This window comes from Allobosea sp. OK403, assembly GCF_900113835.1.
In the GTDB taxonomy this organism is placed as follows: Bacteria; Pseudomonadota; Alphaproteobacteria; order Rhizobiales; family Beijerinckiaceae; genus Allobosea.
Genome location: NZ_FOQV01000006.1, coordinates 132329 through 157787 on the forward strand (window position 1 = coordinate 132329; position 25459 = coordinate 157787).

The 25459-nt window shown below is 65.2% G+C and carries 26 protein-coding genes; 14 read left to right on the forward strand and 12 right to left on the reverse strand.

What is annotated here, in order from left to right; all coding sequences use genetic code 11:
- The first annotated feature begins 17 nt into the window (after positions 1-17).
- The 12 genes from BMZ97_RS20090 (at position 18) to BMZ97_RS20145 (ending at position 9399) form a co-directional block, all read left to right on the forward strand.
- Positions 18-1088 carry a YncE family protein gene (locus tag BMZ97_RS20090; protein WP_139221272.1) on the forward strand — a complete coding sequence of 357 codons (1071 nt, stop codon included), beginning with the start codon at positions 18-20 and terminating at the stop codon, positions 1086-1088.
- A 181-nt stretch (positions 1089-1269) separates the two neighbouring features.
- Positions 1270-2181, forward strand: coding sequence for an AAA family ATPase (locus BMZ97_RS20095; RefSeq protein WP_092173698.1), 912 nt, complete (start codon positions 1270-1272; stop codon positions 2179-2181).
- A 100-nt stretch (positions 2182-2281) separates the two neighbouring features.
- Positions 2282-2680, forward strand: a complete 399-nt coding sequence (locus BMZ97_RS20100; protein WP_175525640.1) for a nuclear transport factor 2 family protein — start codon at positions 2282-2284, stop codon at positions 2678-2680.
- A gap of 184 nt (positions 2681-2864) precedes the next feature.
- Positions 2865-4067, forward strand: coding sequence for a vWA domain-containing protein (locus tag BMZ97_RS20105; RefSeq protein ID WP_092173704.1), 1203 nt, complete (start codon positions 2865-2867; stop codon positions 4065-4067).
- A gap of 86 nt (positions 4068-4153) precedes the next feature.
- Positions 4154-4507, forward strand: coding sequence for an XdhC family protein (locus BMZ97_RS20110; protein ID WP_092173706.1), 354 nt, complete (start codon positions 4154-4156; stop codon positions 4505-4507).
- Complete coding sequence (locus BMZ97_RS20115) at positions 4507-5136, forward strand: LysE family translocator (RefSeq protein ID WP_092173709.1); 630 nt, start codon at positions 4507-4509, stop codon at positions 5134-5136. The genes BMZ97_RS20110 and BMZ97_RS20115 overlap by 1 nt, the downstream gene beginning before the upstream one ends.
- A gap of 4 nt (positions 5137-5140) precedes the next feature.
- Positions 5141-5833: an XdhC family protein gene (locus BMZ97_RS20120; protein ID WP_092173712.1), complete on the forward strand. Its 693-nt coding sequence runs from the start codon at positions 5141-5143 to the stop codon at positions 5831-5833.
- 12 nt (positions 5834-5845) lie between these two features.
- Positions 5846-7444: an NTP transferase domain-containing protein gene (locus BMZ97_RS20125; RefSeq protein ID WP_092173714.1), complete on the forward strand. Its 1599-nt coding sequence runs from the start codon at positions 5846-5848 to the stop codon at positions 7442-7444.
- A gap of 70 nt (positions 7445-7514) precedes the next feature.
- A complete protein-coding gene (locus BMZ97_RS20130) occupies positions 7515-7772 on the forward strand; it encodes a type II toxin-antitoxin system Phd/YefM family antitoxin (RefSeq protein WP_092173717.1) in 258 nt (85 codons plus the stop codon).
- Positions 7769-8158, forward strand: coding sequence for a type II toxin-antitoxin system VapC family toxin (locus BMZ97_RS20135; RefSeq protein WP_092173719.1), 390 nt, complete (start codon positions 7769-7771; stop codon positions 8156-8158). Before BMZ97_RS20130 ends, BMZ97_RS20135 begins: the two co-directional genes overlap by 4 nt.
- Before the next feature lie 156 nt (positions 8159-8314).
- Entirely contained in the window at positions 8315-8584 is a 270-nt protein-coding gene (locus tag BMZ97_RS20140; protein WP_069692269.1) for an usg protein, read from the forward strand.
- 230 nt (positions 8585-8814) lie between these two features.
- The gene (locus tag BMZ97_RS20145) at positions 8815-9399 is read left to right on the forward strand and encodes an exopolysaccharide biosynthesis protein (RefSeq protein WP_280141765.1); all 585 of its coding nucleotides are present in this window, start codon (positions 8815-8817) and stop codon (positions 9397-9399) included.
- A gap of 105 nt (positions 9400-9504) precedes the next feature.
- Here the strand turns inward: BMZ97_RS20145 and BMZ97_RS20150 are convergent, their stop codons facing one another.
- The 10 genes from BMZ97_RS20150 to BMZ97_RS20195 all read right to left on the reverse strand — a co-directional run bounded on the left by BMZ97_RS20150 (position 9505) and on the right by BMZ97_RS20195 (position 21565).
- Entirely contained in the window at positions 9505-11721 is a 2217-nt protein-coding gene (locus BMZ97_RS20150; protein ID WP_092173722.1) for a putative bifunctional diguanylate cyclase/phosphodiesterase, read from the reverse strand.
- Positions 11722-11808: 87 nt separating this feature from the next.
- On the reverse strand, positions 11809-12558 hold the full coding sequence (locus tag BMZ97_RS20155; protein ID WP_092173725.1) for a proteasome-type protease: 750 nt from the start codon (positions 12556-12558) through the stop codon (positions 11809-11811).
- A 49-nt stretch (positions 12559-12607) separates the two neighbouring features.
- Complete coding sequence (locus BMZ97_RS20160; protein ID WP_092173728.1) at positions 12608-13435, reverse strand: transglutaminase family protein; 828 nt, start codon at positions 13433-13435, stop codon at positions 12608-12610.
- A gap of 84 nt (positions 13436-13519) precedes the next feature.
- Complete coding sequence (locus BMZ97_RS20165) at positions 13520-14461, reverse strand: alpha-E domain-containing protein (protein ID WP_092174090.1); 942 nt, start codon at positions 14459-14461, stop codon at positions 13520-13522.
- Positions 14462-14534: 73 nt separating this feature from the next.
- Positions 14535-15950: a circularly permuted type 2 ATP-grasp protein gene (locus BMZ97_RS20170; RefSeq protein WP_210188292.1), complete on the reverse strand. Its 1416-nt coding sequence runs from the start codon at positions 15948-15950 to the stop codon at positions 14535-14537.
- A gap of 472 nt (positions 15951-16422) precedes the next feature.
- A complete protein-coding gene (locus tag BMZ97_RS20175) occupies positions 16423-17340 on the reverse strand; it encodes a dihydrodipicolinate synthase family protein (RefSeq protein WP_092173733.1) in 918 nt (305 codons plus the stop codon).
- A 40-nt stretch (positions 17341-17380) separates the two neighbouring features.
- Positions 17381-18265, reverse strand: coding sequence for an ABC transporter permease (locus tag BMZ97_RS20180; RefSeq protein ID WP_092173735.1), 885 nt, complete (start codon positions 18263-18265; stop codon positions 17381-17383).
- Positions 18266-18282: 17 nt separating this feature from the next.
- Positions 18283-19242, reverse strand: coding sequence for an ABC transporter permease (locus tag BMZ97_RS20185; RefSeq protein ID WP_092173739.1), 960 nt, complete (start codon positions 19240-19242; stop codon positions 18283-18285).
- A 25-nt stretch (positions 19243-19267) separates the two neighbouring features.
- On the reverse strand, positions 19268-20788 hold the full coding sequence (locus BMZ97_RS20190) for an ABC transporter substrate-binding protein (RefSeq protein WP_244546527.1): 1521 nt from the start codon (positions 20786-20788) through the stop codon (positions 19268-19270).
- A 69-nt stretch (positions 20789-20857) separates the two neighbouring features.
- The gene (locus tag BMZ97_RS20195) at positions 20858-21565 is read right to left on the reverse strand and encodes a FadR/GntR family transcriptional regulator (protein ID WP_244546513.1); all 708 of its coding nucleotides are present in this window, start codon (positions 21563-21565) and stop codon (positions 20858-20860) included.
- A gap of 133 nt (positions 21566-21698) precedes the next feature.
- Here BMZ97_RS20195 and BMZ97_RS20200 point away from each other — a divergent pair, with 133 nt between their 5' ends.
- Positions 21699-22652 (forward strand): dihydrodipicolinate synthase family protein, encoded by a 954-nt coding sequence (locus tag BMZ97_RS20200; RefSeq protein ID WP_092173744.1) that lies wholly within the window; start codon positions 21699-21701, stop codon positions 22650-22652.
- 46 nt (positions 22653-22698) lie between these two features.
- On the forward strand, positions 22699-23919 hold the full coding sequence (locus tag BMZ97_RS20205; RefSeq protein ID WP_092173747.1) for a mandelate racemase/muconate lactonizing enzyme family protein: 1221 nt from the start codon (positions 22699-22701) through the stop codon (positions 23917-23919).
- Here BMZ97_RS20205 and BMZ97_RS20210 read toward each other — a convergent pair.
- Positions 23896-24603 (reverse strand): SDR family oxidoreductase, encoded by a 708-nt coding sequence (locus tag BMZ97_RS20210; protein WP_092173750.1) that lies wholly within the window; start codon positions 24601-24603, stop codon positions 23896-23898. The two genes, BMZ97_RS20205 and BMZ97_RS20210, sit on opposite strands and share 24 nt — an antisense overlap.
- Positions 24600-25454: a sugar phosphate isomerase/epimerase family protein gene (locus tag BMZ97_RS20215; RefSeq protein ID WP_244546514.1), complete on the reverse strand. Its 855-nt coding sequence runs from the start codon at positions 25452-25454 to the stop codon at positions 24600-24602. Before BMZ97_RS20215 ends, BMZ97_RS20210 begins: the two co-directional genes overlap by 4 nt.
- Between the last annotated feature and the right edge of the window lie 5 nt (positions 25455-25459).

Sequence of the window (25459 nt, forward strand, 5' to 3'; positions counted from 1 at the left end):
ATCCAGGGGATGCGCCGATGAGATATGCCACTTTCGTGGGGGCGGCCGCCCTCGTGACGTTCTTCGCTCTGCCGGCCTCCGCCTTCGACGGCTGGCATCTCGAGAGTTCTGCCACGATCGAAGGCAAGGGTGCGGCCTGGGACTATATCAGCCTGGATGGTGCGTCTGGCCGGCTCTATATCGGCCATCGCAAGGAAGGCCTGCAGGTCTTCGATACCGCGGGCAGGAAGTTGCTGAAGACCCTCGACAATACCGCGACGCAAAGCTCGAACGGCGCGACGCTGATGCCCGAATTCGATCTTGGCTTCTCCAATAACGAGGACGGATCGATCACGCCGTTCAAGATGTCGACGATGGAGGCGCGCGCGCCGATCAAGCTCGGCGAGGAACTCGACACCAGCCACTACGATCCGGTCTCGAAGCGGATCCTGGTCAACATGGCCGCTGGCAAGGATGGGACGGAGCTTGTCGTCCTGCAGGCTCCCTCGCTCGAGAAGGTCGGCGTCATCAAGATCGCCAGCAAGAAGCCCGAGCATGCCGACAGCGACGGCAAGGGCAACCTGTTCATGGCCTCGCGCGACCTGGAGCTGGTCTACCGCATCGACATGAAGGAGATGAAGGTCACCGCGGAGTGGCCCGCTTCCGGATGCGGCCAGGCCAACAGCCTGGCGATGGATGCCGTCAACAAGCGCATCTTCCTGGGCTGCCGCGGCAGCGACAAGGCCAAACCTGCCTTCGCGGTGATGGATTCCGAAACCGGCAAGGTGATCTTCTCGCAGGAGATGGGCGGCGGCAACGACGGCGTCGCCTATGATGCGGAGCTGAAGCGGATCTTCCTGACCAATGGCGTCAACGCCGTCATGAACGTGTTCGAACAGGTCGATGCCAATACCTACAGGCAGATCGAGGCTCTGGGCACCCATGCCGGGGTGCGTTCGCTGGCGCTGGACGCCAAGAGCAAGAAAATCTTCGCGGTAACGGCCGAGGGCTCGGCCGACTATGCCAAGAAGGTGACGACGACCGTTTCGCCCTATTACGCCAACACGTTTTATCCGAATACGTTCAAGGTGTTGATCTACGCGAAATGATGTGATGTCTCCCATTGTCGTTGCCGCTTCGCCAGCGGTGACGGCGGTGTCGGGATGCTACTGGGTTCGCTCCTCCGTCGATTCCGTCGGGGTCGCGCCGGTCTCGGGACACCTGGACGATTGTCGTCAGGGGGCTCCGGGCAGGCCGGCGCACCTGAACCGGGAATGATGAGAGTTTGCGATGACTGCCTTGCCGGATTCCATTGATGCGACGCAGGCTCTCCTGCAATCGCAGGGCTATGTCGCCGACCGCTCGCTTGCGACCGTGCTGTTCCTGGCGCTCAGGATGAAGCGGCCGCTGCTGCTGGAAGGCGAGGCCGGCACCGGCAAGACCGAGATCGCGAAAGTGCTCTCGGCTGCGCTGGGGCGCAAGTTGATCCGGCTGCAATGCTATGAGGGGCTCGACCTCGCCTCGGCCGTCTATGAATGGAACTATGCCGGCCAGATGATGGCGATAAGGCTCGCCGAGGCGGGCGGTGCGACGGGCGATCGCGACCGGCTTGAGGCCGACATCTTCTCGGAGAAATATCTGGTCAAGCGTCCGCTCTTGCAGGCGCTGGAGCCGCAGGAGGGTGGCGCGCCGATCCTGCTGATCGATGAGCTCGACCGTACCGACGAGGCTTTCGAGGCCTTCCTGCTCGAAGTTCTGGCGGATTCGCAGGTGACGATTCCGGAGCTCGGTACGATCAAGGCGGCCGAGCCGCCGATCGTGATCCTGACCTCGAACCGCACCCGCGAGATCCATGACGCGCTGAAGCGGCGCTGCCTCTATCACTGGGTCGGCTACCCTGATGCCGTCCGCGAGCTCGCCATCCTCAAGGCGCGCGCGCCAGGCGCTCCCGCCAAGCTGGCGAAGCAGGTCGTCTCCTTCGTGCAGGCGATCCGCAAGGAGGAATTGTTCAAGGCGCCCGGTGTCGCCGAGACGCTCGACTGGGCGAGTGCTTTGGTGGAGCTCGACGCGGTCGCGCTCGATCCCGCGCTGGTCTCGGACACGCTGGGCGCGCTGCTGAAATACCAGGACGATATCCAGGCGATGCAGGGCTCGAAGGTGAAGGAACTGCTGGATCAGGTGAAGGCGGAAGCGCGGGGCTAGGTTGGGCTCACCGTCATGGTCGACCTTGTGTCGACCATCTACGCCTTCGTTCAACCGGCCGACACGTCGCAAGACGTGGATGGTCGGGACATGCAAGACCATGACGGAGGAGGAGGACACCATGTACAATGATCTCAAGGCGATCGAGGCGGCGACCTGGACCTATCTCAACGGGCTCTATGAGGGCGATGTCGACAAGCTCTCCCATGTCTTCCATCCGACCAGCGCGCTGACCTCGGCGCAGGAGGACGGCGCGATCAAGATCCTGCCGCGCGACCAGTGGTTGGAGTGGGTGCGCAGCCGGCCATCTCCGAAAGCCGCCGGCCTGGCGCGCGGCGACCATATCCTGACCATCGATCTAGTTGGGCCGACGCTGGCGCTGGTCAAGGTCAAATGCCAGATGCCGCCGCGCTATTTCACCGATTTGCTGTCCTTCCTGAAGGTCGATAGCAAATGGCAGGTCGTGCAGAAGGTGTTCATGACCGAGGTGGGGGAGTGAGGCACGCGCGATTGCGTCAAAGGGCGCGGGGAACCCTTCTCCCGTGTGGGAGAGGGGCAGGGGTGAGGGCCGGACGGTGCCTGATTGAGCGATGGCAGGCCCTCATCCGGCGCTCCGCGCCACCTTCTCCCATCCGGGAGAAGGAAGGGCGCGTTGCGGCTTTCATGACGGTCGCGGTTCACCCATGACTGGCAAGCTCCCCGAAAACGTCGCCTATTTCGCCCGAGCCCTGCGCATCGCCGGCGTGCCCGTCGGACCCGGTGCGGTGGTCGAGGCGGTCGAGGCGCTGGCCGAAGGGGCGCTGGGCGCGCGCGACGACGTCTATTGGGCTCTGCATGCGATCTTCGTGAAGAAGCATGAGGACAGCGTCGTCTACGATCAGGCTTTCCGGCTGTTCTGGCGCAGGCGGGCGCTGATCGAGAAATTGATGGCGCAGATGTCGCCCGTTTCGCCTGGCGGCGACAGCACGCCGCAGAAGGAAGAGGCCGGCGCGCTACGGGTAGCGGAGGCCTTCGCGCCGCCCAAGCGAGAGGATGACGAGCCGCCGCGGGAGCTGACCGAACTCAGCGCGCAGATGACAGTTTCCGATCGCGAGACACTGAAATCGCGCGATTTCGCCCAGATGAGCGCGGCCGAGATCGCGCGGGCGAAACAGCTGATCGCGGGCTTGAGCCTGCCCGACGACAGGGTGCCGACACGGCGCTTCCAAGCGGCGCATCAGGGTGCGCGCATCGACCCGCGCCGGACCTTTCGCCGCTCGCTGCGGGGCGGCGGCGGATCGATCGATCTGGCGTTCCGCGAGCGCGCCGAGGTGCATCCGCCGGTCGTCGCGCTGGTCGATATCTCGGGCTCGATGGCGGAGTATTCGCGCATCTTCCTGCATTTCCTGCATGCGCTCACCGAGAAGCGCCACCGGGTGCATTCCTTCGTTTTCGGTACAAGGCTGACCAATGTCACGCGCAGCTTGCGCGCCCGCGACCCCGATGATGCGCTGGCCCTGGCGGGGCGCGCAGCGCCCGACTGGGAAGGCGGCACGCGCATCTCGACGGCGCTGCATACGTTCAACCGGATCTGGTCGCGCCGGGTTCTGGCGGGCGGAGCGGTTGTTCTGCTGTTCACCGACGGGTTGGAGCGGCATCTCGACGGGGAGCTCTCCTTCGAGATGGACCGCCTGCACCGCTCCTGCCGCCAGCTCGTCTGGCTCAACCCGCTGCTGCGCTTCGAGGCCTTCGAGGCGCGAGCCAGCGGCATCCGCGCGATGCTGCCCCATGTCGACAGCTTCCGACCGATCCACAATCTCGCCGCGATGGCCGATCTCTGTGCAGCGCTGTCGCCGGATGCAGACCGGAAGAGCGATCCACGCCAGTGGTTGAAGAAGGCCGGGTGAGGCATGATATCGGTGCAGGTCTTCCAGCCTCTACGCTCGCAAGGGCGGGAAGCGTCTGAAGTCATAGCGAGATCGAAGGTCATGCCATGATCAGCACCGACACGGACATCCTCAGCCTCGCCGAAGCCTGGGCCAGGTCGGGCCGCGGCGTCGCGCTCGCCACCGTGATCGAGACCTGGGGCTCGGCGCCGCGCCCGGTCGGCTCGCATCTCGTCATCGATGACGAGGGCAATTTCCAGGGCTCGGTCTCGGGCGGTTGCGTCGAGGGTGCGGTCGTGGAGGAGGCGGCCGAGGTCATCGGCGATGGGAAAGCCCGTACGCTCGAATTCGGCGTTGCCGACGAAACTGCCTGGAAGGTCGGGCTCTCCTGCGGCGGGCGGATTCGGGTGTATGTCGAGCGGATTCTGGTCGAGCGGATTGTGGCTGAGAAAGTGAACTGATGGCCTCCTGGGAAACCCTTGTCGCCTTCGCGACGCTGACCATCCTGGTCGCCTATTTCCCGGGGCCGGCGCTGCTCTATACGGCGGCGCAGACGATTTCGCATGGCCGCCGCGCCGGCTTCATGGCGATGCTCGGCATCCATCTCGGCTGCTATCTGCATGTCTTTGCCGCCGCCTTCGGCCTGTCGGCGGTGTTCAAGCATGTGCCCGAGCTGTATGTCGCGGTGAAGCTTGCGGGCGCGTTCTATCTCGTCTGGCTCGGCATCGGCATGATCCGCGCCAAGCTGGCCCAGGGCGACGCTCTCGTGACGCCAGCCAAGACGGTCAAGCGCGCCTTGATCGACAGCTTCATCGTCGAGGTGCTGAACCCCAAGGTTGCGCTGTTCTTCATTGCGCTCCTGCCGCAATTCGTCGATCCGGCCGGCTCCCTGCCGGTCTGGGCGCAGTTCCTGATCCTCGGCACGATCGTCAATTTCGCCTTTTCCTCAGCCGATTTCGTCACGGTCCTGGGGGCGTCCGCCGTGATCAAGACGATGAAGCAGACGAAGGCCGGCTTCGCCTTCGGGCGCTGGCTCGGTGGCTCGATGATGATCGGGCTCGGGCTGAAGCTCGCGACCGATAAGGGCTGAGCCGATGGAACTTTCGATCCTGTCTGCGCTCAATGCCGAGCGCACTGCGCGGCGGGCGAGCGTGCTCGTTACCACGATCGCAAGCGGTGCGCAGCGGCTGGTCAAGGCAGCCGAGATTGCCGCCGATCCTCTGGCAGAGCTGCTCGACAAGCAGTTGCGCATGGCCAAGAGCGCCATGGTCGAGGTTGAGGGGGCCCAGTATTTCCTGACCGTGCAGGCGCCGCATCCGCGCATCGTCATCACCGGCGCCGTCCATGTCTCGCAGGCGATGGCGCCGATGGCGAAGCTGCTCGACCTCGACCTCGTCATCATCGATCCGCGTACCGCCTTCGCCACGCCTGAGCGCTTTCCCGGGGTGCGCCTGCTAACGGAATGGCCGGACGAGGCGATCGCGACGATCGGGCTCGACGGCTACACGGCCTTCGTCGCGCTGACGCATGATCCCAAGGTCGACGATCCCGGGCTGGAGGCCGCCCTGCGCTCCGATTGCTTCTATGTCGGTGCGCTCGGCAGCCGGAAGACGCACGCCCGGCGCATCGAGCGGCTGGCGGCTGCGGGCTTCGATGAGACCGCGACCGGGCGCATCCATGCGCCGATCGGGCTCGACATCGGCGCGGTGTCGCCGGCCGAGATTGCGCTCGCGATCCTGGCCGAAATCGTCAGCAGCTTGCGCGGTCCGCGCCGCAAACCGGCCTGAGCCACAAACCAGATGAAATTCGGACCCGTCGCCATCACCGAGGCTGCAGGCTGCATCGCCGCGCACACCGTCCGCGCTGGCGACGTCATCTTAAGGAAGGGCGCGACGATCAGCGCGGAGGACGCAGGCAGGCTCGCCGCCGCCGGCCTGACGGAGCTCGTCGCCGTCAGGTTGGAGCCAGGCGACATCGATGAGAATGCAGCGGCGGCGAAGCTGGCCGCTGCATTGGCGGGGCAAGGCATCGTCACCGAGACCCCCTTCACCGGCCGCGTCAATCTCTTCGCGACCACAGCAGGCGTGCTGACGATCGATGTCGCGGCGATCGACCGCTTCAATCGGGTCGACGAGGCGATCACTGCCGCGACCTTGCCGGCGATGAAGCCTGTCGTCGCGGGCGAGATGGTCGGCACGGTCAAGATCATCCCCTATGGCCTTGCCGGGAGCCTGGTCGACGAGGCGCTGGCGGCCATCTTTGGCGCGCCGATCTCGGTCGCAGCCTATCGGCCGGTCTCCGTCGCGGTGATCTCGACGCTCCTGCCTGGCCTCAAGCCCTCGGTCATCGAGAAGACCCTGCGGATCATGGCTGACCGGCTCACGCCGGCCGGCGCAAGCCTGTCCGCCGACAGGCGCGTGCCACATGAGGTTACGCCATTGGCGCAGGCGCTTGCGAAGATGGCGGCGGGGCCGGCCGACATCGTCGTCGTCTTCGGGGCCTCGGCCATCACCGACCGGCGCGATGTGATCCCGCAGGCGCTGCTCGCGGCCGGTGGGCGGATCGAGCATCTCGGCATGCCGGTCGACCCTGGGAATCTGCTGCTGATCGGCGAGCTTGGCGGCAAGCCGGTGATCGGCGCACCCGGCTGTGCCCGCTCGCCCAAGGAGAACGGCTTCGACTGGGTGCTGCAGCGCAGTCTTGCCGGCATTCCCGTCCGCAAGGCCGATATTCAGGCGATGGGCGTCGGCGGCCTCCTGATGGAGATCGTCTCGCGGCCACAGCCACGTGCTCCGGGCCATGCGGAGGCTGCACCGGTTGCCGGCATGGTGCTCGCTGCCGGTCGCTCGACTCGGATGGGCGAGGCCAACAAGCTGCTGCAGGCTGTGCGCGGCAAGCCACTGGTGCGCCACGCCGTCGAGGCGCAACTGGCGTCGCGGGCCGGGCCTGTCCTGGTGGTGACGGGGCATCAGCAGAAGGAGGTCGCCGCGGCGCTGGCCGGCCTCGATATTCGCCTCGTCCATAATCCCGATTTCGCCAGTGGCCTTGCCAGCTCGGTGAAGGCTGGGCTTGCCGCATTGCCGGCCTCGGCGCCGGGCGTTGTGGTTTCGCTCGGCGACATGCCCAATGTGACCGCGCAAGTGATCGACAGGTTGGCCGAAGTCTTCGCCGACAGGCCGGATGCGCTCGCGGTGGTGCCAACACTGCTCGGCCAGCGCGGCAATCCAGTGCTACTCGCCCGGGCGCTGTTCCCGGCGGTGGCGCGCTTGAACGGCGATCAGGGCGCCAGGCGCCTGCTCGACGAGGCCGGCGAGGCCGTTGCCGAGGTGCCGCTGGACGATCCGGCGATCGCGCTGGATGTCGATACGCCGGAGGCGCTGCGGGCGTTGGTTGGATAGGGAGATGGCTTGATTTGGACTATGTATTGGTCCAAATTATTGAAGCTGCGTTGCAGGAAGAGGCTTGCCGATGAATATCTCCGTCAGCGAGGCCAAAGGGCAACTGACCGACCTCGTCCGCCGCGCGGAGGCCGGCGAGGAGGTGGTTCTGACCCGCCATGGTCAGGCGGCGGTTCGGTTGGTTCCTGTGAAGCCAGTTGTTGACAGCGCGGCGCGACGGCGGGTCATCGAGACGGCCCAGGAGATGGCGCGCGGCAAGATATTGCCTGGGCCGGACGCCGCCCGAAGCCAGGACTTCCTCTATGACGAGGACGGCTTGCCGAAGTGATCGCGGTCGACACCTCCACGCTGATGGCGATCCTTCTCGACGAACCTCGAGCGGGCGACTGCATGGCGGCCTTGGAGCACGCGGGCGAGGTCGTGATCTCGGCTGGAACATTGACCGAAGCGCTGATCGTCGCGAGCAAGCGAGGGCTTGGTGATGCGATGGCCTATTTGGTCGATCGCTTCGGCTTTACCGTCGTCGATGTGACGCTGGCGGAAGCACGACGCGCGGCTGCGGCGCATGAGATATGGGGCAGGGGCGTCCACCCGGCCGGGCTGAATTTCGGCGACTGTTTCGCCTATGCCGTCGCCAGACAGCACGATTGCCCGCTGCTCTTCGTCGGCGATGATTTCGTCAAGACCGATATCAGATCTGCGCTCGCATCTTAGAAAGGGTGTCACCGCAGCCACTCCCGGCGCATGGCCGGATGCATGCCCTGACTGCAGAAGCTTGGCAGGAGGCTTGCAAGCTTTTGTTAACCACAGGGGCGCACCCTATATCTAACCGGCTCAACTTTCATCGTGACGTGGCGAAGGGAGATGGCAATGGCTTCAGCGGACTTCATCCGGCAGTTGGCGGGATACGGATTGACGACGGCGACGATCCTCTACCGCATGCCCGATCACCCGAAATTGCTGCAGACCTATATCTGGCAGCAATATGATCTCGCCCCGCGCTTCCCGCAGCTGCACGACTTTCTGGATTTCTGGAAGCGCGAGCTGGAAGGCCCGCTTCATTCGGTCACAGTCGCGCATTCGCGCCTGATCCGTCCGGCCGAAATCATCAACGTCAACGGCGTGCTGACGCTGCATTGAAGGCCCGAGAGCCGGAGGATTTCATCCAAGAGTAGAGCAGGATCGACACGAAAAGCCGGTTTCCACTTTTTCGCATCCTGCTCTGGCCCGCGCGCCCGGGCAGAGCGCAAAACACCACAACCCCTTTTTTTGCATCCTGCCCTCGGCGTCGCCGCGCTTGTTGCGCGGGGCTTGCGCATGCTAGGCCGCTGCTCCCGACCCGGCCCGGCCTTGTCCTATTGTCATATCCATTGCGCACTTCCGGACTACTGACGGCGCTCGCCGCCCTGCCTGGAGAGCGCATCGGGGTCGCCACGATCATGTCTGCGCTCAAGGATCGGACCTACGCGCTGCTCGTGGTCCTGCTCGGCCTGCCTAATTGCCTGCCAATGCCGCCGCCGATCCCGCTGGTCTGCGGCCTGGTGCTCGCCTTCGTCGCGGTGCAGATGCTGACCGGCCGCGCCATGCCGTGGTTGCCGCAGGCGGTGCTCGGCAAGAGCGTCGGCAAGCCTGAACTCAGCCGCGCCGTGGCCCGCGCCGTGCCGGTATTGACGCGGCTCGAGCGCTTTTCGCGGCCCCGCCTGACCGTCCTGGGCAGCGCCTTGGCGACCCCGGTGCTCGGGCTGATCATCCTCGTGCTGGCGCTGGGTCTCGTCGTTGCGGCGCCCTTCATCGGGCAGATCCCGCTTGGGCTCGCCGTCTGCCTGGTCGGCCTGGGTCTCGTCGAGCGCGACGGGTTGTTCATCATCGCTGGCGCCGTCATCGGCGCGGGCGGGTTGATCCTCAGCGCCGGCTTCGCCTATGCGATCGTCAGCGGTCTTTCCGGGCTGTTTTAGAGCATTCTCCGATCCAGCCGGATCGTTCAATTGCTCCAGCTTTTTGGTTTGAGCGTTTTCTTCACGCGAACCGGTGTCCACTTCGCTCGAAAGCGCTCTAAAGGATCAAGCCGCTGCAAGGCGGGCGGCAAAAGGCGCGTCCTGCGCCAGGAGCCGATCGATCTCATCCGCCGAGACGGCTTTCGAGAACAGGAAACCCTGCAATTCGTGGCAGCCGATCGCCTGCAGGAAGCGGTGCTGCTCAACCGTCTCGACACCCTCGGCGCAGACGCGCAGGCCGAGCGCGCGACCCAGATGAGCAATCGAGTGGACCAGGATCGCCGATTCTCCTGTCGTCTCCATGTATTCCAGGAAGGAGCGATCGATCTTGATCTTGTCGAAGGCGAAGCGGCGCAGATAGATCAGGCTCGAATAACCGGTGCCGAAATCGTCCAGCGCGAGGCCGACGCCGTGGCTGCGCAGATCCATCATCGCGGCCTCCGCCGCATCGGCATCCTCGACGACGACGCCCTCGGTCAATTCCAGTTCGAGACGCGCCGGGTCGAAGCCGGTCTCCTCAAGGATGGCGATGACGTTGGCGACGAAGTCCTTGTGGCGGAACTGGATCGGCGAGACGTTGACCGCGAGCTTGACGCCCTCCCAGCGCAGGGCTTCCGTGCAGGCGCGCCGCAGCACCCAGTCGCTCAGGGGCACGATCAGGCCGCGCTCCTCGGCGATACCGACGAATTCGGAGGGCGGCACCAGGCCGTGCTCCGGATGCGGCCAGCGCACCAGGGCCTCGACACCGATGATCGACAAGCCGTCGATCGAGACCTGCGGCTGGTAGTGCAGCACAAGCTGGTCGTCGATGATCGCCTTGCGCAGATCCTCCTCGACCATGCGCTTGAGCTGCAGTGAGCGGTTCATGTGCTCTTCGAAGAAGGAATAGCGGTTCCGGCCTTCGTTCTTGGATTGGTAGAGCGCGGTGTCGGCGAGCCGGAGCAGCAAGCCTCGGTCGCTGCCGTCCTGCGGGGCGAGCGCGATGCCGATCGAGCAGCCGATCGAGGTTTCCACTCCGAAGATGGTGAAAGGCTTGGTCAGGGCCTCAAGGATGCGTTCGCCAAGGGCGGCGCAGCCGGCCGGATCATGGATATTGGTCTGGATGATGCCGAATTCGTCGCCGCCAAGCCGTGCCACAGTGTCGCCCAGCCGCATGATGCCCAGGAGCCTGTCGGCGACCTGGCGGATCAGCTCGTCGCCGGCGGTGTGGCCATAGGTGTCGTTGACGGCCTTGAAGCGGTCGAGGTCGAGCAGCATGACCGCCAGGCTGGCGCCCGAGCGGCTGAGCTGCGCCAGTTCCTGATCGAGCCTGAGGTCGAAGGTCCGCCGGTTCGGCAGCAGCGAGAGCTCGTCCTGTCCCGCGAGGCGCTGGATCTGGCGTTCCCTGAGCGCGACCTGGCTCGCGGCGCCGCGCAACCTCTGGATGACATAGGCGAAGATCGCCGCGAAGAGCAGGCCAACCGCGACGAAGCCCCAGAAAAACTGGCGCAGCATGGCGTCGCCCGGGCGTTCGGGCGTCCAGGTCAGCCAGGCCTTGACGGCGCCGTCGGGCGCCAGAATCTGGCGGCGCGACACCGAATCCTCAGGCATCCGCCCGGTCAGGCGGACATCGGCGACACGGTAGCGATCGCTGATGTCGTGCAGCACCGCGCTGGTCAATCGCCGATAGCCGACGAGCTTCAGACTGCCGGGCCAGCGGGGGACCGCCGGCGTGGCCGCGGCCGCGAGATCGGCGACCAGGACGGCGATGGCCTCTTGGCCGTCATGAATGATGAAGCTGACCGTCGGCTCGGCCATGGTCGTCGCGGGCGCCGTCGAGGCGGCTGAGCCTCCGGGAATGCGCTGGCTGAAATGCTTCAACCCGTTATAGCCGGTCTGGCCGGCCTGCACGCCGGATTCGACACCGGCGAGAACCCGGCCAGAGCCGGTCACGATATAAGCGCCGTCGAATTCGAGGAAGCGCGTGCTGAGGCGCGTGAAAGCGGATTGGAGCGCCGAGAGCGGATCATCGCTCGCGGAGAGGGCGGTCTGCAATTCCCCGCTCGCCGCGAGGCTGTCGAGCCGCAAACGGCGCAGCTTGAGCTGGCTGTCGATCGCCGCCTCGATGCGGTCGCGCTGGCGTATCGCCTCGAGCTTATTGGCGTCGCTGGTGATCGCGAGCACGACGGCGGCCAGGGCGGACACGACCAGCAGGAATGCACAGCCGAGCGTCGCCACGGTGCTCTTGAGCATCCGCGCCGACGAGTCCGCGTTGGTCATCTTCGCGACGGCAGGCGCGCGCATCAGCTATCCGAAAAGGGCATCAGGACATGCAGAATGCCAAGGGATCGTTGACATCCCGTTGCCGCCCGCGTGGATTCTTGGGGGTTTTCAACCGGAGGGTGGTCCATAGGGCGGGCGCGGTATCGCGGTGTGGGCTGCGCGCAACGCCGCCGACCAGCGTTCGCGCAGGTCGTGGAAATAGGGCTCGCCGGCTTCGATCCGGCGGTTGAGCTCTGGCTCGGCGGCGTCGCGACGCAGCACGATCAGGTCGATCGGCAGGCCGACGCCGAGATTGGAGCGCATCGTCGAATCCATCGAGATCAGACCGACCTTGAGCGCGTCGTAGAGATGCGTCTTGTAGGTCACGGCGCGGTCGAGGATCGGCTTGCCGTATTTGTGCTCGCCGATCTGGAGGAAGGGCGCGTCCATCCCGCATTCGATGAAGTTGCCGGCGCCATAGACCATGAAGAGCCGCATCGGCTGGCCCTTGATCTGGCCGCCAAACAGCATCGAGACGTCGAACTTTACGCCCGCTTCCTTCATGGCGTCGCCATCCATCTCCCTGACGGCGCGAATGGCGCGGCCGACGAGCTGGGCGGCGCGGAACATCGTCGTCGCGTTGAGCAGGGTGTCCATCTCGCCGGTTTCGGGATTGGCCAGCCCCTCATGCAGCAGGCTGACCACCGATTGGGTCACGGAGAGATTGCCCGCCGTCATCAAGCCGAAGGTGCGCTCGCTCGGCGTGGAAAAGACATGCAGCTTGCGGAAGGTCGAGACATCGTCGAGCCCGGCATTGGTACGGGTGTCGGCGATCATCACCAGCCCGTCCTGCACGAGGATTCCGGCGCAATAGGTCACGAGGCGGGTCCTTGTCGCGGGATTGGCCGGGATGTGCCCGGCCGCTCCGTCATTGGTTGGCCTGGAAGCCGGCGGCCTGGCGCGCGCTGACGACCACGGAGAGGCGCTCACCGTCGCCGCCCTTGCGCGCCCCGCGCACCGGAGCGGCATCGGAATAGTCGAGGCCCGAGGCGATGCGCACATGGGTGTCGATCGGGCACAGGCCGTTGGCGCAATCGAAGCCGATCCAGCCATAATCGTCGAGATGGACCTCGGCCCAGGCATGGGCGCCGCTGGCATGGGGCAAGGACTGGCTCTCGGCGACATAGCCGGAGACGTAGCGCGCGGGCATGCCGAGATGGCGGGCGCAGGCCATGAAGACATGGGCGAGATCCTGCGCGATGCCCTCGCGCGCCGCGAAGGCGGCTGCGGCGCCGATCCCGATGCGGTCGGCAGGCTCCTGGCAGGTCATCTCCTCGTGCAGCGCGTCCATCAGGGCGTGCATCCTGGCAAGCGGTGTTCCTGCTTCGCGCGTCGTCTCCAGCGCGAAGCTGCGGAGCGCCTCATCTGGCGCGCTCAGCAGCGTGTCACGGCGAAAGACCTCGGGCGGAACGCGCTCGATGCCGCCGCGCACGACGCCGGCGAGGTCTGTGGTCTCGATCAGGCCACTGACCTGGATCGCCAGCGTCGCGATCGGGCCATCGGCCGAGAAGGTGTGGATCAGGTTACCGTGGGGGTCCTGTCCGGCGCGCAAGCGGCCATCGACCGTGGGCTCGATGCGCCAGGACATGACATGCTGGCCATCATGGTCGCGCGGAGTCAGCCGCAGGATCTGCGTGATGTGCCGGGCAGGCTCGGCATAAGCATAAGCGATCGAGTGGGAAATCCGGATCCGCATGGCGTCGCTGGGTCTCGGGCGGTGGGGCGTGGACGGCCTCTCTTTAGCGGGCCAAGCGGCTGGAAGCGAGCCCAAGGCCCAATTTCATTGCAGATACTGCTCGATGATGGTGCCTCCAAGGCGATTATTCTCGGTGATGAAGTCCGAGATGAACTCGTGCAGCCCGTGCTGGAAGATGTCGTCGATGCGGGTGTTGTTGAGGTTGGCGAGAGTCTTGCGCGCCTGGCGCTGGGCCGGGCCCTGACGGCCATAGGCGTCGCCGAGCGCGTCGAGGAAGCGCGAGATGTTCTCGTAGCAGCTCGCCAGCGAGCGCGGCATGCGTCGGTTCAGGATCAGGAGGTCTGCGATCAGCAGCGGCTTCACCGCCTCGCGATAGACCCAGTGATAGGCGGTCAGCGCCGAGACCTCGCGCAGCACGGTGGTCCACTGGAAATAGTCGAGCGAGCCGCCGACCTGCTCATTGGCCGGCAGCAGGACATGGTATTTTACGTCGAGGATGCGCGCCGTGTTGTCGGCGCGCTCGACATAGACGCCGAGCCTGGAGAACCAATAGCCGTCGTCGCGCAGCATGGTGCGGTAGGCCGAGCCGTCGAAGACCAGCGAGACGTTCTTGACCCATTCAAGGAAGCGGGCGAACTCCTCGCGGTCCATGCGCTTCTTCTCGAAGCGCTGCAGTTCGAGCCAGGCGCCGTTCAGCGCGTCCCACATCTCCGAGGTCAGCGCGGTGCGCACCGCGCGCGCATTGGAGCGGGCGAGCGCCAGGCAGTTGCGGATCGAGGAATGATTGTCGGGGTTGAAGGTCAGGAAGTCGCAGACATTGCGCTCATTGGCCTCGCCATAGGCCTTGGCGAAGGCCTCCTCGCAGCCGGCGGTCGAGACCGCGCTCTGCCATTCCGTGCCGGCGCCGCCATAGGCGTGGGGCAGGTTGGTCAATCGTGTCGTCGCATCGAGGATGCGGGCGAGATACTCGGCCCGCTCGACATAGCGGGAGACCCAGTAAAGGCTGTCAGCTGTACGCGAGAGCATGGTCAGTTCGGGCCTTTTCGTGGCGGGGCGCGGTGCGTCGGCGTTCCGTCCGGGATGAATGCCGCCATTGATGTTATGCATCGAGCACCCAGGTGTCTTTGGTTCCGCCGCCCTGGCTGGAATTGACGACGAGTGAGCCTTCCTTCAGCGCGACGCGGGTGAGGCCGCCGGGCACGCAGGAGATGCCGTTGGCGCCTGAGAGCACATAGGGGCGCAAATCGACATGGCGTGGGGCCACGCCCGAGGCCACGAAGGTCGGGCAGGTCGAGAGGGCCAGCGTGGGCTGGGCGATGAAGCCCTCAGGGCTCGCCTTCAGCTTCTTGCGGAAGGTCTCGATCTGCGCCTTGTTGGCGTGGGGGCCGACAAGCATGCCGTAGCCGCCGGAGCCGTTGACCTCCTTGACGACGAGCTTCTCGAGATTGTCGAGCACATAGGCGTTGGCCTCGGGCTCGCGGCAGCGCCAGGTCGGCACGTTCTTCAGGATCGGCTCCTCGCCGGTGAAGAACTTCACGATCTCGGGCATGTAGCTGTAGACCGCCTTGTCGTCGGCGACGCCGGTGCCGACCGCGTTGGCCAGCGTGACATTGCCGGCCTTATAGGCGCCGATCAGCCCGGGCACGCCGAGCACGGAATCACTGCGGAAGACGAGCGGGTCGATGAAGTCGTCGTCGATGCGCCGGTAGATCACATCGACCCGCTTGGGCCCCTGCGTGGTGCGCATATAGACGACGTCGTCCTTGACCAGCAGGTCCGAGCCCTCGACCAGCTCAACGCCGAGCTTGTCGGCCAGGAAGGAGTGTTCGTAGAAGGCCGAATTGAACTGGCCGGGCGTCAGCAGGCAGATCGACGGGTCGCTTGGCGCGCTGCGCGGCGCGACCGAGCGCAGGGTCGCCAGCAACTGGTCGGGATAGTTGTCGACGGGTGCAACGCGATGCGTGGCGAAGAGCTCCGGGAAGAGCCTGAGCATCACCTCGCGGTTCTCCATCATGTAGGAGACGCCTGAGGGCGTGCGCGCATTGTCCTCCAGCACATAGAAGGTGTCGGCATCGACCCGGACCACGTCGATGCCGGCGATGTGGCAGTAGATGCCGTGCGGCACCTGGAAATCGACCATTTCGAGCTGGTAGCAGGCATTGCCATAGACCAGGTCGGGCGGGATGATCCCGGCCTTGAGGCATTCCTTCGGCCCGTAGACATCGGCCAGGAACATGTTCAGCGCGGTCACGCGCTGGCGCAGGCCCGCTTCCAGCTTGGTCCATTCCGGCTTGGTCAAGACCCGGGGGATGATGTCGAAGGGGATCAGTCGCTCGGTCGACTCTTCGTCGCCATAAACGGCGAAGGTGATGCCGATGCGGCGGAAGAACAGTTCGGCCTGGCTGCGCCGCAGCGCCAACGTTTCCGGCGGCGCTTCTTTCAGCCAGCGGTCGAGCTCAGCATAGGCCGGCCGCAAATCGGAGCCGGAGCCGGTCATTTCATCGAACGCGACCATCGTAGGTGTTTTCCCCATTTCAGGCAGCCTATGCCTATTCACGATCGTTCGGGAAGGGGGCGCATGGTCAGGTCTGCGTCGGCGTCTGCCTAATCCTTGAGCAATTTCGGCGTTGATGTGGCCGGTGCGCTTGTCGAGTCGTCAAAAGGGATGAGGCGCGTCGCACCAAGTTGGGCCGCAGCAGGTCTTCGAGAGAATCGCCCGCTGCGGTACGGCCTGCATCAGGGCTGATCCGCCTGATTGCTTTCGAGCCACTGCTTCAGAGCGACGGCGTTGTTTCGAGGTCTGTCGGGTTTTGATCTTGCATCGGCTTGTCCCGAAAACCGGTTCCCACTTTTCGGGCCGATGCGAGAGCCGGATGATTTCAGATGGGGTCACAAAGTGATCCCATCTGAAATCTGAATCCGTCTCTCACCAAAAGTGAGAGCAGTATCAATGCGAAAAACCGGTTCCCACTTTTTCGCATCCTGCTCTAGCCGAGAAGCCCGGTCTGCTTGAGAATCGCTTTGATGGCCGCGGCTTCCTCGGCGTTGAGGGAGCGTTGCGGCCGGGCCATCGTGTTGGTGTCGATGACGCCGAGAAGTTGCATCGCCGTCTTGAATGCGCCGACGCCGGCCGAGCCGGCGCTGGTGCGGCCGAGCGAGATCCAGACCATCTCGAACAGGCGGCAGAGCCGTTCCTGCTCCAGGCGGGCCTCGTCCCATTTGCCCGCCTGGGTCAGCCGCCAAAGCTTGACGTAGCCCTTGGGGTCGACGTTGGCGAGGCCCGGTACCACACCGTGGGCGCCCATCAGCGCCGCATTGTCGACCACGATCTCGGACCCCGTCATCGCGAAGAAATCGGTGATGTCCGCCAGGTCCTGTTTGACGAAGCGAAAATTGCCGTCGTCCCCGCTGGAATCCTTCAGGCCTGCCACGGTGCCTTCACGGGCAAGCGTGACGGTTGTCTTGCGCTCAAGCTTGATGTGGACGCAGACGGGGATGTCATAGGCGATCACCGGGCGGTCGACCGCCTCACGCACATAGCGGAAATGGTCGATGGTCTCGGCCTGGCTGGTGCGGGTGTAGAACGGGGCGGTCACGACCAGCGCGTCGGCGCCGGCGGATTGCGCGACCTTCGCATGCTGGATGACGCGGTCGGTCGTTGGGTCGATCACGCCGGCGAAGATCGGCACGCGGCCATTGTTGATCCTGACGGCGTGTTCGATGATCTTCGCGCGCTCGTCATCACCGTGGAAGACGACTTCGCTGGTCGATCCCAGCACGAACAGGCCGTCGACGCCGCCCTCGAGCAGATGCTCGATCACGCGGGTGAAGGATGGGTAGTCGACCTTGAAATCCAGGGTCAGGGGGGTGACGACCGGGGGAACCACACCGTGAAAACGTGTCATGGACTGAGGCTTTCTCTGCTTGGATTACTCAAGGCTTGGATTACTCAAGCCCTGTGCGCGGATCGAAGGCGTCGCGGAGGCCGTCGCCGATGAAGTTGATGGCGAGCACGGTGGCCACGAGCGCGGCACCCGCCGGCATCCATTGCGAGGGGTGCAGCTCCAGCACCACGGTCGAGCGCGCTGCCCTGAGCATATTGCCCCAGCTCGCTTCGGGCGGAACGATGCCCATGCCGAGAAAGGACAGGCCGGCTTCGAGGAGGATCGCATTGGCGAACTGCACGGTGGCGTAGACCACGAGGATGTCGAGCGAGTTCGGCAAGGCATGGCGAAAGAGCAGGTGCCCGAGACCGGCGCCGAAGCCGCGGGAGGCGACGACGAAATCGCGTTCGCGAAGCTCCAGCAGGCGCGCCCGCACCATGCGCGACAGCACCGGCCAGGACAGGAGCGAGATCACGAAGATCGTCGGCAGGATGCCGGTGCCGGTGATCGAGGCGAGCACCAGCAGCAGGATGACCGGTGGCAGCGTCATGGCGAGATCGACGAAACGCATGATCGTTCCGTCGAGAACGCGCCCGCCGAAGGCTGCGATCGCGCCGACCAGAAAGCCGATGAGGAGCGAGATCGCCACCGAGACCGATGCGATCAGCAGCGAGATCCGTCCGCCCTGTAGCAGGCGGGCCAAGGTGTCGCGGCCGACGCCATCGGTGCCGAGCCAATGGGCCATTGTGGGCCCGGAGTTCAGCGCCCGCAGATCGATGCTGTTGGGGGCATAGCGCCACCAGAACGGATAGGTCAGCACGGCGAGCAGCACGGGCACCAGGATGAGCAGTCCTGCGATCGCCGCGCCATTGCGAAAGAAGCGCATGAGCGCGCGCTGCAGCGGGCTGCGGCTCCGGCTTTGTGATGCAATCGCGCTTGCGGCCATGGGTGTGTCCACGCTCATCAGCTCACCTGAATGCGCGGATCGACCACCGCATAGGCAAGGTCGGTCAGAAGATTGACCAGGATGACGCCGATGCCGACCAAGAGCGTCGCGCCCATGATCACGGGGTAGTCGCGGGTTTCGACCGCCTTGACCATCAGGAGCCCCATGCCGGGCCAGTCGAAGACGCTTTCGATGAAGATTGCGCCACCGATGGCAATGCCGATGGTCGAACCGATCAGGGTGATGACGGGGAGGATGGCGTTGCGCAGCGCATGCCTGACGATCACCGCGAATTCGCCGACGCCCTTGGCTCGGGCCGTGCGCAGATAATCCTGGTTCAACACCTCGATCATCGAGGAGCGCATGTAGCGCATGAACAGCGCGGAATAGACGAGCGCCAGCAGCGAAGCGGGCAGGGTGAGGTGAGCCAGCAGATCGGTGAGCGAGAAGGGCGCGCCCGGCGTCAGCATTCCGCCCGAGGGAGCCCAGCGCAGCACCACCGCAAAAACATAGAGGCCGAGCAGGGCCTTGAGGAAGGCCGGGGTCGAGATGACGAGGAAGGCGAGCACACCGAGGCCGACATCAATGGCGGAGTTGCGCTTGACCGCGCCGACGACGCCTGCCGCAATACCCAGCACGATCGCCATGGCCAGGCCGGTCAGCATCAGCAGCAGCGTCGGACCGGTGCGCTCGATCAGGAGCGGCAGCACGCGCACGCCAGCCCGGTCGATCGAATAACCGAGGTCGCCACTGAGCGCCGAGCGCAGCCAGGCGAGATACTGCACTGGCCAGGGCTGGTCGAGCCCGAGCCGTTGGCGCAGCGCATCCATCTCGACCTGGCTCAGCGGGGCCAGCGGATTAAGATAGGCGTCGATCGGGTCGCCCGGCGCCAGGCGCAGCAGCACGAAGACCATGATGCTGAGCGCAATCAGCATCATCAAGCCGGCGGTGAGCCGTTTCAGATAGAAGCCAAGCATGGTTTACGCCGTCGTCGAGGGGAGCTCAGGGCGCGATCGACCATTTCTCCGGCGTGGCCGCGAACGGCCCGCCGCCCGGCGCGGGCGTCCAGACGAAGTCCTTGAGCTTGACCGAGGCGACGCCGTAGCGGTTGGCGACCCACATCGTGCCCCAGGGCAGCGTCTTGTTCATGACGGCGCAGACGTCCTGATATTTCGTCGTCGCCTTGGCCTGGTCGGTCTCGGCGACGGCGGCGTTCAGCGCGGCATTGAGCTCTGGGATCTTGATCTGCAGGAAGTTCTGGCCGACGGGCGGGATCTGGCTCTCGTTCAGCCCGAGATTGAGCGTTCCGGGATCGGGGCCATTCTGCAGGCCGGCATAGACCAGCGGGAAATCGGCCGGGTTCGGCGTCCTGGACATGACGATGCCGTTATAGCCCGCGGAATCCAAGGCGCGCGGCACGACGTTGATGCCGACCTGGGCGAGCATGGACTGGACCGCGGCCATGACGTTGGCAGTGAGCGGGTTGTTGTAATAGGTGATCCAGGAGATCGGCTTGGTGCCGTTGATCTTGTCCCAGCCGGCCTCCATGAGAAGCTTCGCCGCCTTGGCCGGGTCATAGGCATATTCGTCGAGACCCTTCGGGATCAGGCTGCCCTCGACATAGCCGCAATCGGCCTTCTTGGCCGCGCCCTTGTAGAGGCTGTCGATGATCGTGTTGCGGTCGATCGCATGCATCACCGCCTGGCGGACGCGGATGTCGTTCCAGAGCGGTATCTGGTTGTTGAAGCCGATATAGTTGGCGACGTAGGAGGCGCCTTCGATAATGGTGTAGTCCTTGTTGCCCTTGAAGGTCGGGACGTCGTCGGACTCGATATAGGTGAACTGGATCTCGCCGGCCCGCAGCGCCGAGATCGCGGCGGCCGCATTGGCGAAGTAGCGATTGATCAGCCGGTCGACCTTGGGCTTGCCGCCGCGATAGGTTTCGTTGGCGGCGAGCTCGACGAAGCGGTCGGTCTCGTAGCGCACGAATTTGAACGGGCCGGTGCCGATCGGCTTGGTCGACCACATCGCATTCTTCGCCATGTCCTCCGGCGCGATCGCGGCGAGCGCATGCGCCGGCAGGATCATCATCTTGGTCAAGCTGACAATCAGGGCGTTGTCGGGCCGCGACAGCTTGACGACGACGGTGCGCGGGTCCTTGGCCTCGACACTGTCGACCGCGGACAGCCGCGCTGACAGCAGGCTCGCGGTCTTCGGATTCTTGTTGAGCTCGATGGTGAACTTCACATCGGCCGCAGTGAACTTCTGGCCGTCATGCCAGCTCTCGTCCGCCAGCTTGAAAGTATAGCTCAGCTTATCCTGGCTGATCTCCCAGCTCGCAGCCAGTGCCGGCACGAGCTTGGTCAGGCCGGCGTCGTAAGTGACCAACGGTTCGAAATAGGTGCTCAGCCATGTGTAGCCGGCGGGCGCCGTCATCGGGTTGAAATTGCCCTGCAGGCCGCCGGGGCCGACGTCGAAGCCGCCGGTGATCGTCTTCATCTGGGCGAAAGCCGGCGTCATCATCGTGCCGGCCAGCAACACAGCGCCGAGCAGCGCCTTACGATAGGTCCTCATGGTCATGGTAACCTCCCATTAGCTCGCCTTGCTGGCCGCTATTATTTTTGAGATGCCGTGATAGTGGTGGTCGAGGCGCTCGCGCGCCGTCTCGGCGTCGCGTGCCGCGACGGCTTCGACGATCTCGTGGTGATCGCGCCAGGTGGCGACGGGATCGCGGTTTTCGAGATTGAAGAAGTCCGAAGCCTTGACGAAGGCCTGCCAGAAAATGTCGAGCAGCTTCAGCAGGAGCTGGTTGTTCTGGCAGCGGAACAAGGTGCGGTGGAAGCGCCGGTCCTCCTCCAGGAAGCTTTTGCCCGCATCGACCCTGGCTTTCATCTGGGCTGTGATGGCGCGCAGTTCGGCGATGTCGTCGGCGCCGATCACCTCCACTGTCCTGCCGATCAGCGCGCCTTCCAGCGCGCGGCGAATGGTCAGGAGCTCCTCGAAATCATCGAGCCGGCCGCGCAGACCGAAGGCGAGGTTGTCGAGCAGCGGGGCGAAGGAGAAGTCGCTGACGAAGATACCGATACCGCGCCTGGTCTCGACGATGCCGACGGATTCCAGCGCCTTGACCGCCTCGCGCACCGAATTGCGACTGACGCCGAGCTGCTGGGCGAGGTCGTTTTCCGGCGGAAGCGGGCTGCCCGGAGGCAGGCCGCTCTCGTCGATATAGGCCTTGACGCTTTCGAGCACCGAAGCGTGCAGCGATTGCGGTTTCACCAGAGGCTTGATCGTCCGGTTCACGGGCCTTCGACCTCGTCATTAGTGGCGCGCGGGTTGCCCTCTCCGAGCACTGGCGGGCACCGTCCATTGGTTGATTGATGTTTACTTGTAGGATATCCCTTAAGTCAACAAGACGACGGGACGGGACACGACGATGGCCGGGAAGCTCGAACGAGCGGGCAGGTGGGGCAAATTGCGCGGCAACTGGGCGACGCTGCTGCTGCCGATCGAACCCGACGGCGCCATCGATCTGTCCGGATTGGCGGATGAAATCGACGCTCTGATCGCCGCCAAAGTCGACGGCATCTATTCGAACGGCACTGCCGGCGAGTGCTGCAACCAGACCGAGGCCGAATTCGACGCAATCCAGCGCATCCTGGCCGAGCACTGCAGCCGGTCGAGGACACCCTTTGTCATCGGCGCCTGCCAGCCCGATCCGAGCCTGGCGCTCGACCGGCTGCGCCGGGCGGTTGCGTATGCGCCCGACGGAATCCAGGTGATCCTGCCGGATTGGTGGCCGGTCAGCGATCCCGAGGCCGTGGACTTCCTGCAAATGGCGGCCGAGGCGGCGGGAGACATCCCGCTCGTGCTCTACAATCCGCCGCATGCGAAGCGCGTGCTGTCACCGGCCACGCTGGCCGGCGTGCTGAAGCAGGTGCCCGCGGTCGTCGGCGTCAAGCTCGCTGACGGCGATGCCGACTGGTACGCGCAGGCCGACAAGCATCTGCGGGATTGGGCGCTGTATGTGCCGGGCCACCATCTCGCGACCGGGGTTCAGGCCGGCGTCGCGGCCGGGGCCTTCTCCAATGTCGCTTGCCTCAGCCCGCGCGGCGCGCAGCTATGGACCGAGATGATGCGGACGGACATCGCGGGGGCATGCGAGATCGAGCGGCGCATCTGCGAATTCATGGACGTGCATGTCCTGCCGTTCCGGCGCGACCATGGCTATTCCAACGCTGCCCTCGACAAGCTGCTCGCCGCCACCGGCAATTGGGCGCCCGTTGGTCCGCGCTTGCGCCGGCCATATCGCTGGATCGACCCCGCCGAGGCCGAGCGGCTGAGGCCGATCGCCCGGCGCATGATGCCGGAGATCATGGACGCGCGCTGAGCCCGGCCATGTGTTGCCGTGGCCGTGGTCGAAACGAGGGAGCCCGATGCCTGAGATCACCAGAGTTCGCTGCGTCCTCTTGAGTTCGCCCTATGCCGATGCGGATGAGCGCGAGATCAAGGCCTGTTTCCCGAACGGGCCGAAGCGTACGATCGGCATGGTCGAGGTGACGCTGGACAATGGCGTGACCGGCATCGGCGAAGGTTATCTCGCCGTGTTCGCGCCGCTGGTCTTCAAATCGATCGTCGATCTCTGCACGCCATTGATGCTGGGCAAGGACGGCTTCGACATTCCCCGGCGGGTCAAGGATCTGCGCTCGCTGTGCGATTACTGGTCGCTCCAGGGCGCGGCGCGCCATGTCATCAGCGCGTTCGAGGCCGCCTTGCAGGACGCCAGGGGCAAGAGCCTCGGCGTGCCCGTCTATGAGTTGCTCGGCGGCGCGAAACGCGACTCGATCCAGATCTATGGCAGCGGCGGCTGCTGCGATGCCAAGCACCAGTTCATCCGCGAGCTCGACCTTCTGAGCGCGATGGGCATCGGCATCTACAAGATCCGCTCGCTCAAGCGCGACATCTGGCGCACCGTCTGGGCACTGGAGGAATCGGCCAGGCGCGGCATTCGCGTGGCCGTCGACATGTGCCAGAACCTGGCTGATCCACCACAGCCCGTGGACGATGCCGTCGCCTTCGTCGAGGCCGTGCACGCCAGGACGGACCAGCGCATGCTGTTCCTCGAAGAGGCAGTCGGCCCCGACAATCCCGAGGCGTTCCGCGAGCTGCGCCGGCGCATCGACGTGCCTGTCTGCGGCGGCGAGATCATCACGACGCCGAAAGAGATGATCGAGCGCATGCGCGCCGGCGCCTATGCCTTCGTCCAGCCCGACGCCTCCGTGATCGGCGGCGTCAGCACGGTGATGGAGATCTTTGCGGTCGCCGACGCGCTCAAGATCGACGTCGTCGTGCACGCCTGGGGCGGAGCAGCCGCGATCATGGCGAACTACCATGCCGCCTTTGCTGGGGGCGGCGGGCTGGTGGAATTCCCCATGCTCGATTTCCCGCTCGGCCGCGAGATGATCGGCGATCAGGGGCGGATCGAAAACGGCCGCCTGCTGCGCCCCACCGCGCCGGGCCTCGGCCTGACGCTGACGCCCGAGATGGAGGCGCGCTATCCCTTCGACGAGGGCGCCGTCTACAGCTGCGTCCTGAACGATTGGGGTCCGCCGCCGGACAACCACTGGAAACCTTTAGTAGGTGGCTCGACCGCCTGAGAGATCGAAACAGGCTCCTGTCGAGAACGAGCATTCGTCCGATGCCAGCCATGCGATCAGGGCTGCGACCTCGTCGGGACGGCCCGGGCGGCCGAGCGGGATCTTGGCGACGACCGTCGCATAGGTCTCCGCCGACATCTGTTTGATCAGATCCGTCGCGATCACGGCTGGAGCGATACAGTTCACGCGCACCTCCGTATCGGCCAGTTCCTTGGCCAGCGCCTTGGTGAGTGCGATGACCGCGCCCTTCGCCGCCGAATAGGCCGTCATCATCGCATTGCCTTCCTTCCCTGCGATGGAGGCGAGGTTGACGATCCGCCCGGCATTCCGCTGCCGCATCGCCGACACGGCGGCGCGGCAGCACAGGAAGGTGCTGGTCAGGTTCACGTCGAGCGTGCGGCGCCAATCCGTCAGGCTGTAGCGCTCGATGGGCTGGTTCGGGCCGGTGATGCCGGCACAATTCACCAGGATGTCGAGATGGCCGTGACGGGCAAGAAACCGCTCCATTGCGGCATCGACAGCCTCCTCGTCGGTGACGTCGACCCGGTCGTCGGCGGCCTCCGCCAGGTCCCAGGTTACGACCGTCGCGCCCGAGGCGCGCATGCGTTCGTTCACGGCAAGGCCGATGCCGCCGCAGCCGCCGGTCAGGAGCGCTGTCTTGCCGCGCAGGTCGATTGCGTTCATGTGCTGGCTCCCTCGCGCAGGCTCGCACCGCGCGCCACGGCTTGATCGCGCTGAGCGAGTATCGCTTTCGTCGCCTCGAGCGCCTGGCGGGCCCATTCGCGATGGCCGAGCGCGGCCATGCGTTCGAGATGCGGCACCTCGACGCTGACCGGCAGTTCCTGCGGCAGCTGGGAGAAGATGCCGACGAGGTCGATGCCGCCTTCACCCGGCAGCAATCGCGCGCAGCGGGCGGTGTGGATCAGGCCTTCATCCGTTTTCGGAATTGCGCCGGGCGCGTCACAGATCTGGGCATAGCTCAAGCGCTCGGCCGGGATCGCCGCGATATCGGCGAGCGTCGTCTGCGAGCGGCCGGCGTGCAAAGCATCGACCAGCACGCGGCCATTGGCCTCGCCCGCCTTGGTGACGATCCGCAATGCGGTGCGGGCATCGGGCACCTTGGTCCAGGGCATGAATTCCAGGTCGCCGGTCAGGCCATAGGGTGCTGCCGCCGCGCAAAAGCTGGCGAAGGAGGCCGTCAGCCTCGCCTCATCTGGATCGTCTCCGGCGACGAGGATCGCGCGGGCTCCGAGTTCACCGCAGAGATCCAGGAAGGGCCGGAAAGCCGCGACCTTGAAGTCGGCCGCGAGCCGGACGATCTCGACATCGAAGACGGAAACGCCGGTATCCGCGATGCGCCGCTTCGTTTCCGCCAGGAGCGCCGGCTCCTCGATGAGGCGGCTGAAATCGCCGCCGGGAGCTGCCGGCAAGGCGCGCAAGCCGACTGCGTCATAGCCGAGTTCGGCGGCAAGCGAGACGGTGTCCGGCGGAGCAAGCGGGATGCTCGTGAGATAGGCGAGCGAAAGTGTCGGCATCATAG